The following is a 7073-nucleotide window of genomic DNA, read 5'->3' as shown; positions in this document are numbered from 1 at the left end:
CGGCTCGTGCCGGGCGACTTCCGCTGATCGCCGAGGGGCCGGAGGCGGCATCGACGCCGCCCCCGGTGCGGCGTACGCTGACCCTCATCGTTGGGGAGGGGCAGTGAAGAGGCGCCAGGCACAGCACGCGATCAGCGACGACGAGCAGATCGCTCGATATGCGTACGTCCTGGGAAACGTTCCGACGACCGTCGCCGACAGAGCCTACGCCGCCGCCTTCGCTCGACTCTCGGCCACGCAACGCACTCAGATCGTCGGCCAGCTGCGCGCGGAGCTGCCCGAGGCGCCGCAGGAACCGCCACCCGACTACCCGAACGCATTCGCCGTGCTGATGCGCAACCTGCACGCGCGCGCCGCGATGGTCCGTATTCCGCTCGCGGCTGCGTTCGCGGCAGAGTTCGTCGCGAGTCCGCCCATCGCCGCCTATTTCACGACAGGTGCGGGCTCGGTGACGATGGACCACCAGCCGCCATGGATCCATGCCCTCGCCGGTCACGAGACCGCACCCATCGATGGCGGAACGATGCAGCACCGGCGCGGGGCGAACTCAGGGGACTGGTTCCCGGTCTGACGTACGTCGCTCGGCGAGACAGCGACATGGCGCGTTGTCAAGGGGAGGGCGCAGCTGCCGACGCGCGAGCATCTTGGGGGTCGGAGGTTCCGATGATCAGTGCCGATCAGGGAAGGCTGGTGTTCGAGCCGCTCGGCGAGGCAGGGTGGAGGCTGTGCGACACCGACGTCGACGCTGCCGATGCCGCGCGGCTGGTGGCCTATGTCGAGCGACAGAGCGGCGGCGGCTACGAAGCGATCTGGATGTGGACAGGGATACTGCCGAGCATCCACGCATCCCGAGAGGACGTCTTGCGGACGGCCGAGATGCTCCGGCGCCGAAGCGACGTCGACACCGGTGGCAACCGCAACGGCGCCCTCGGCTGACGTGGGAGGCCAGGCTGGGAAGAGTCACGTGAGGTAGGCGTCCACGAACAGCGGGCCTCGGATGTCACGAAGCGCGTCGATGAGGCGTCCGAGTTGCTTGCGGTTCCATGCCGGGGCTTGCACGTCGTGTGGGCCGAGGGACTCGAGCTTCCCGGTTCGGATCCGGACCACTTCCCATCCCGCAGCGCGGAGCGCGCGGTCCTTGCGGCGGTCGGCGTCTTCGCGCTTCCCGACGTGCTCGAGCCCATGTCGGCCGATGCTGTCGTACTCGATCGCGATCCGCAGCTCAGGGAGGAGGATGTCCGGCCACACCTCGACGTGATCGAAGAAGGGACGGCGGACCCGGACGGCGTTCATCCCCGGGGTGAAGGCAAGCACCGCGGACAGGTCGGCGCGCAGCCGCGCCTCCACAGCGGACGCGGGCTTCGGTGCGCATGAGCTGATGAACGGCTCGCCCACCGGTACGGCAGGGGTCTTCGGGCAGATCGTCTTCTGTCGGCTCGCGCGCGTCGGGCGCGTGACGCCGGTGGGTCGGATGCGCGCTGGCTGGGCGAGTTCGGCACAGTCCGGGCACCATGCGGACCGGCGACGCTCTCGACCGGGCCGCGACCGCTGCTCACCAGGGGTGGCAGCGAACGTGTGGCCCGCCTCGCACTGCCAGAGCAGCAGCACGTCCGCTGCCGGTGGGATCTGGGTGAGGGTGACCCCGGCGTTGAGCTCCGGATGGTATTGCCGGATCAGGGAGGGGTACGCCGCCCATGCCTCCCGGTACGTCCCCACCGGGTACGGGGTCTCGGCGCCGCGGGAGAACTGGCGGCGCGCCCACCACAGCTCCACTCTCTCCGGCATGCAGGGAGGCTACGGCGAGCCATCGACACGGAGCCCGGCGGACCTCTATGTCGACGCCGACGCGTGTTGCGGCGCGAGATGGGAGACTCCGCCCCGGCGCGCACTAGATTGTGGGCACACGGATCTGGGGACGGTGTCGATGGGCGCATCATTGTCGAACGAAACAGAGGTCGATCTTCCGGCGCGCACCGACATGACTTCGCTCGCGCGCGAACTGTTCTCCGCCTTGCAGACGGCCACGGACGACATCGTGCGGTCGAACCGGAACGTCAAGATCCGGAACGAGTTTCACGTCCTTGACTTGGCCCCAGCGCCTCTCGTGCGGCCCGCCGCCAGCGTTCGTGAACTTCGGGCCCCCAACCCTGGTGAACTCTGGAAGCGCGCCGACGCTGTGCGCATGAGGCCGACGCATTTCTTCGCGCGCGTCAAGCTGAGCTATGCCGGCGGCGGGGACTCGGGGCGCGAGATCTCTAACGCAGTGGACCTCCGGATCGCACCGCCGCGTGGCGACCGCCGGAGGGGCCGACTTCGGGTCCGGTTCGACTGTGACGATCCCGAGATGGCGGCATCGGCGAGAACTCTGATCGAGTCAGCGATCAGGGGACGATCACGCACTGTATCGGCGCAGCCGAGGACGAAGGAGAACAGGACTCAACCCACGGTGGGTCCTGCGGCGTCGAGCCTCGCTGTCCACAGCGACGCGCCCAGGACGCCAGGCGTGAATTGGCGAGACAAGGTCGCCGACGGCGCGATAGCGGTCGTAGCCGGCGTCATCGCCGCGATCATCACCCGAGCGCTCGGTTTCGGTTGACGCGCGCGTGACGTGCCGACACGAGCATCGACGTCCTCGCCGCACAGATCGTCTTCCGGTCCATTGCGACGATCTGGCAGGTGACCGAGCCGCTGTCGCCCGGAAAGTGATCGAAGACGACGGTTCCTACGGCGACGACATCGCCGATCTGCCTCCGGTCCGCGTGTTCACGACCATCGACATGCGGCTCATGTACGCCGATCTCGTGGCGAAGCTCGCGGCCCATGCGCTCCCGGCTCTCGATCCCGAGCATCGGTCGCCGCAGCCCCGCTGATCTTGTCGAAGAATGCTGACTTCGCCCCTTCGTACTCTGCGGCTCGCTTCAGGGCGTTGTATTCGTCGCGCGCTGCCGCATCCTCGGCCAGACACGCCCAACCGCTGGTGAAGCGGATGTCGTGCTCGCATCCGATCACCGTCACCGCGATGCCGACGGCCGGCTCATCGGTGCGCTCGAAGGTCGCGAACGTGCCCGTCCACATCTCGGGGTGGACGGCGGCGGCGACGGCATGAAGCCGTTCGACCGCCTGCGCGAACTCCTCCGTGAGAACCCGCAGGTGCAGGTCGATGTCGCCCTTCGTCAGCAGCCCCGGCAGGCTGCTGCCGCCGGTCAAGATCAATACGCCGGGTACGGCGTGCTCCTCGAGGAGCTCGCGGGTCGCGGTCGCGATCTCCTGGGCTCGATGAACGGACGCGTCGTCGGTGACGAACATCTCCTGATGCTCGCACAGGGGGGATTGTCGTCCGCCCGCCGCGGAGAGACGCTGACGAGGAGGGCAACCCGTGACGCTCTCGCTACAGTGGCCACCATGACAGACGAGCTGCGTTTCCAGACGCCGATCGGCGTAGACGTGAAGGGCGAGACCTGGTCATGCGTCGAGATCCCGGACTCCGCCGCCTTCTTCGGGACGGGAAAGGCGGTGCGGGTCGACGCGGAGGTGGACCACGTTCGTCTCGAGAACGTGGGGGCGATCGTGACGGGTCGAGGTGGTCACATGGTCTCGCTGAGTGCCAAGGTCCGGAAGCAGCTCGGTAAGGATGTCGGCGACGTCGTGCAGGTGGTCGTGTCGCTTCACTGAGCGGTCGGGGGTGACCACGCGCCTGCCCCCGACCGCCGCTCACGTGGTCCCTGGAGTCTTGGCGTGTCTCCGCGCTAGTGTCGCGCCATGGGCGAGCTCCCCGAACACGTCGCTGTCAACCGTGAGTACTGGGACGGCATGGCCCACGAATGGGTAGAGGCCGGCGAGCGGTCATGGAAGCAGGCCGAACCCACCTGGGGCCAGTGGGGTGTCCCCGAGAGCGAGTTGCGCCTGCTGCCCGACGACATGGCCGGGATGCGTGCTATCGAATTGGGGTGCGGCACGGGCTACGTGTCCGCATGGATGGCACGACGCGGAGCGTCGGTCACGGGCATCGACAACTCGGCCGAGCAACTCCGCACCGCCCAGCGGCTCTCCGAGGAGCACAGCGTCACCCTTGAGCTCATCCACGGCAACGCGGAGGACGTCCCCCTGCCCGACAGCTCCTTCGACTTCGCGATCAGCGAGTACGGAGCAGCGATCTGGGCAGACCCGTACCGGTGGATACCCGAGGCCCACAGACTGTTGCGGCCCGGTGGCACGCTGGTATTCCTGGGCAACCACATCTTCGTGGGCCTGTGCTCACCGGTCGACGGGTCATATCCGATCACCCGTCGACTCGAGCGGCCGTACTTCGGCAGCCACCGGCTCGACTGGCGGGACGCGGCGGATGACCCAGGCGGCATCGAGTTCACGCTGACCTTCTCAGAGTGGATCAGACTCTTCCGCTCGACCGGGTTCGAGATCATCGACCTGATCGAGATCCAGGCGCCTGCGGACGCGACCGGGTCGCGATCAGGCATCTCCGCAGACTGGGCACGTGATTTCCCAAACGAGCATGTCTGGACGGTCCGCAAACGACTCTGACGCCGGGTTTTGCTCGTCTGTGGAGTGCCGCGTCCTCTACTCGCACCGCGGCTAGTCGCCGTCCGCTGGCGCGGCCTCGCTGGAGACGCACCCGGACAGTGATTGGCGTACTGCTTCGTGACGCGCACGAAGAATTGCATTCGACGTGAAGACGCCGACCTCGGTCGCTGCTTCGTCGGCGCGATCGAGGATCCCCTGGGCAGCGTCGCAGTTGCCGAGGACGATCTCGTTCGCCGCCCACATCAAGTACGTCTCGGTGACGGTCTCCGCCTCCACGTAGTCGGTGGCGGGGTACTTCTGCGTCACTCCCACTGCTCGCTCGAACTGCGCGCGCATGCTTTCGTACTCGCCCATCTGATAGTCCAGCACTGCGATGCTTCGTACCGCGGTGATCCCCTCGGTCAAGTTGTTCGCCCGCTTCACGGCACGCCCGAAGTAGGTCCGGGCTTCCTCCTGTCCTCCTGGCAAATGGGTGATGGCTGACGCCAACGCGTTGTACTCACTCGCGGACACGTCGTCGGCGCCTGTTCGACGGAGATTTTCGATGATCGTGGCTGCCTGCCCCGTCAGCAGGGCGTACTCACTGGTCACATTCCTCGACAGTTCGGCGGCCGCCTCCGGATAGTCGGTATACAGCTCTTGAGTCAAAGTCGGAAGAAGGATGAGTCTCTGCAGGATCGACCGGAGATCAGACCTGTCTTGCACTCGCTCTCTCGATTGGGCGCGCGTTTCCGCGCTCGTCTGTAGCTGATAGCTGGCGACCGCGCTGAGCAGGGAAACGACGAGAGCACCGATGGCCACGAGCGAGCTCACTTGCCGGTACCACGGTCGATGCTCATCCTTCGCCTGGAGTTCATCGAGCTCACGGCCACGAACACGCAACTCCTCTGTCAGCTCACGCAATCGGCCATCCACATCGGGCGGTGGATGTGGCGACTCTTGGTCGGGCGGTGCGATGGCGTCTGAATCCGACGGCGGCGGCGTTGGAGTGACCACGGACTTCCCCCTGTCCCGTGACGAGTGCTGATGCTACGGATGATAGGCGTCAGGCACCCGCGAAGTCAGGACCTCCGAAAATGAAAACCTAGCGTTCGTTCGCATTTAGGCTAGATTGAGCGGATGAGCAACGACGCTGCTGTGCCTCCGTCCCGCCCGTCGGGAATCCGCTGGATCGTGACGACGCAGGATGCCGCGTGGCAGGAGGTCGTCCCACCGGATTTCGGGGAAATCGCGGACATGCCGAACGTCTTTGTGATGATCGACAGCCCGAAGCAGCCCATCGAGGGTTTCGGCGCGAGCTTCAACGAGCTCGGTTGGACCTCGTTGGCGGTGCTCGACCAGGAACAGCGTGACGAGATCTTCCGCGAGCTCTTCGCTCCTGGGGAGGGAGCGGGATTCACCCTGTGCCGGATGCCGATCGGCGCGAACGACTTCTCCCGCGATTGGTACTCGTACGACGAGGTCGACGGTGACTTCGCGTTGGAGCACTTCAGCATCGAGAACGACACCGAGACACTGGTGCCGTTCATCCAGGCAGCTCAGGAGCATCAGCCCGACCTGAAGATCTGGGCGTCACCGTGGAGCCCGCCGAGCTGGATGAAGTCGAACCGTCACTATGCCGGCGCGCAGCCGAACCCGTTCATGAACAACGTCGAGAACGGACTCCGCCCCGACCAGGTCGGGCATGAGGGCACCGACATGTTCATCCTCGACGAACCCCATCTGGCGGCCTATGCCCGCTACTTCGGCCGGTTCATCGACGAATACCGTGATCTCGGCATCCCGATCGACATGGTCATGCCGCAGAACGAATTCAACTCCGCGCAGGTCTTCCCGAGCTGCACGTGGACGCCGGCCGGATTCGTCCAGTTCCTGCGCCACCTCGGACCCGAGATGCGCTCCCGCGGCGTCGACGTGTTCCTCGGCACGCTCGAGCGTGCCGATGACAGCCTCGTCGGCGATGTGCTCGACGACGCCGCCGTCGCCGAGTACGTGTCGGGGCTCGGCGTGCAATGGGAGGGCAAGCGTGCGGTCGCGGCGCTGCACCGGCTGCACCGTGAAATGCGGATCTACCAGACCGAGCAGGAGTGCGGCGACGGGCGCAACGACTGGCGCCACGCCCGGCACGCCTGGTCGCTGATGAAGCAGTTCTTCACCAACGGCGCCAACGCGTACATGTATTGGAACATCTCGCTGCTTGAGGGCGGTCGCAGCCGGTGGGGCTGGACGCAGAACTCACTGGTCGTCGTCGATCCGGACTCCGAGTCCTACCGCTTGTCGCATGAGTATCAGGTACTGAAGCACGTGAGCGCGTTCGTGAGGCCCGGCGCGCGGGCGCTGGAATGCCTCACCTACTCGGGCCACGCCAACCAGCTCGCGTTCCTCAACGAAGACGGCAGCATCGTGATCGTCATGCAGAACGACATGAGCGAGGAGATGCCCGTGCGCATCCTTCTGGGCGATCGGGTGCTGACCCCGACCCTGCCGGCCGACTCGTTCAACACCCTCGTCATCCCGGCGAACGCGTAAGCAAC

10 protein-coding genes are annotated in these 7073 nt (G+C 66.2%); 6 read left to right on the top strand and 4 right to left on the bottom strand.

Going from position 1 to position 7073, the window contains the following annotated elements; translation table 11 throughout:
• The first annotated feature begins 103 nt into the window (after positions 1-103).
• Both QZL85_RS12500 and QZL85_RS12495 read left to right on the top strand, forming a co-directional pair.
• Positions 104-571, top strand: a complete 468-nt coding sequence (locus QZL85_RS12500; RefSeq protein WP_295577192.1) for a hypothetical protein — start codon at positions 104-106, stop codon at positions 569-571.
• Positions 572-663: 92 nt separating this feature from the next.
• Positions 664-936 carry a hypothetical protein gene (locus QZL85_RS12495; protein WP_295577190.1) on the top strand — a complete coding sequence of 91 codons (273 nt, stop codon included), beginning with the start codon at positions 664-666 and terminating at the stop codon, positions 934-936.
• Positions 937-960: 24 nt separating this feature from the next.
• Here QZL85_RS12495 and QZL85_RS12490 read toward each other — a convergent pair whose 3' ends face one another.
• Positions 961-1785, bottom strand: a complete 825-nt coding sequence (locus tag QZL85_RS12490; RefSeq protein ID WP_295577188.1) for a zinc-ribbon domain-containing protein — start codon at positions 1783-1785, stop codon at positions 961-963.
• Between QZL85_RS12490 and QZL85_RS12485 the strand changes: the two genes are divergently transcribed.
• Positions 1784-2596 carry a hypothetical protein gene (locus QZL85_RS12485; protein ID WP_295577186.1) on the top strand — a complete coding sequence of 271 codons (813 nt, stop codon included), beginning with the start codon at positions 1784-1786 and terminating at the stop codon, positions 2594-2596. The two genes, QZL85_RS12490 and QZL85_RS12485, sit on opposite strands and share 2 nt — an antisense overlap.
• Here the strand turns inward: QZL85_RS12485 and QZL85_RS12480 are convergent.
• Together QZL85_RS12480 and QZL85_RS12475 are read right to left on the bottom strand one after the other, a co-directional pair.
• Entirely contained in the window at positions 2571-2822 is a 252-nt protein-coding gene (locus QZL85_RS12480) for a hypothetical protein (RefSeq protein ID WP_295577184.1), read from the bottom strand. The genes QZL85_RS12485 and QZL85_RS12480 overlap by 26 nt on opposite strands.
• Entirely contained in the window at positions 2785-3306 is a 522-nt protein-coding gene (locus QZL85_RS12475) for a GrpB family protein (RefSeq protein ID WP_295577181.1), read from the bottom strand. Before QZL85_RS12475 ends, QZL85_RS12480 begins: the two co-directional genes overlap by 38 nt.
• A gap of 96 nt (positions 3307-3402) precedes the next feature.
• Here QZL85_RS12475 and QZL85_RS12470 point away from each other — a divergent pair, with 96 nt between their 5' ends.
• Entirely contained in the window at positions 3403-3672 is a 270-nt protein-coding gene (locus tag QZL85_RS12470; RefSeq protein ID WP_295577179.1) for a DUF1905 domain-containing protein, read from the top strand.
• 87 nt (positions 3673-3759) lie between these two features.
• Positions 3760-4539 carry a class I SAM-dependent methyltransferase gene (locus QZL85_RS12465; protein WP_295577177.1) on the top strand — a complete coding sequence of 260 codons (780 nt, stop codon included), beginning with the start codon at positions 3760-3762 and terminating at the stop codon, positions 4537-4539.
• A 51-nt stretch (positions 4540-4590) separates the two neighbouring features.
• Here the strand turns inward: QZL85_RS12465 and QZL85_RS12460 are convergent, their stop codons facing one another.
• Positions 4591-5535 (bottom strand): hypothetical protein, encoded by a 945-nt coding sequence (locus QZL85_RS12460; protein ID WP_295577175.1) that lies wholly within the window; start codon positions 5533-5535, stop codon positions 4591-4593.
• Between the two features lie 123 nt (positions 5536-5658).
• Between QZL85_RS12460 and QZL85_RS12455 the strand changes: the two genes are divergently transcribed.
• Positions 5659-7068 carry a glycoside hydrolase family 30 beta sandwich domain-containing protein gene (locus QZL85_RS12455; protein WP_295577173.1) on the top strand — a complete coding sequence of 470 codons (1410 nt, stop codon included), beginning with the start codon at positions 5659-5661 and terminating at the stop codon, positions 7066-7068.
• Positions 7069-7073 lie beyond the last annotated feature (5 nt).

The organism is uncultured Microbacterium sp. (assembly GCF_900078385.1).
Classification (GTDB): Bacteria; Actinomycetota; Actinomycetes; order Actinomycetales; family Microbacteriaceae; genus Microbacterium.
The sequence above is the reverse complement of the archived record's forward strand: the minus strand, read 5'-3'. Positions and strand labels throughout refer to the sequence as shown.

Bases quoted from the DNA above. Each gene is read 5' to 3' on its own strand.
- QZL85_RS12495 (WP_295577190.1), top strand. From the start codon at position 664: ATGATCAGTGCCGATCAGGGAAGGCTGGTGTTCGAGCCGCTCGGCGAG.
- QZL85_RS12485 (WP_295577186.1), top strand. From the start codon at position 1,784: ATGCAGGGAGGCTACGGCGAGCCATCGACACGGAGCCCGGCGGACCTC.
- QZL85_RS12490 (WP_295577188.1), bottom strand. From the start codon at position 1,785: ATGCCGGAGAGAGTGGAGCTGTGGTGGGCGCGCCGCCAGTTCTCCCGC.
- QZL85_RS12480 (WP_295577184.1), bottom strand. From the start codon at position 2,822: ATGGGCCGCGAGCTTCGCCACGAGATCGGCGTACATGAGCCGCATGTC.
- QZL85_RS12475 (WP_295577181.1), bottom strand. From the start codon at position 3,306: ATGTTCGTCACCGACGACGCGTCCGTTCATCGAGCCCAGGAGATCGCG.
- QZL85_RS12470 (WP_295577179.1), top strand. From the start codon at position 3,403: ATGACAGACGAGCTGCGTTTCCAGACGCCGATCGGCGTAGACGTGAAG.
- QZL85_RS12465 (WP_295577177.1), top strand. From the start codon at position 3,760: ATGGGCGAGCTCCCCGAACACGTCGCTGTCAACCGTGAGTACTGGGAC.
- QZL85_RS12455 (WP_295577173.1), top strand. From the start codon at position 5,659: ATGAGCAACGACGCTGCTGTGCCTCCGTCCCGCCCGTCGGGAATCCGC.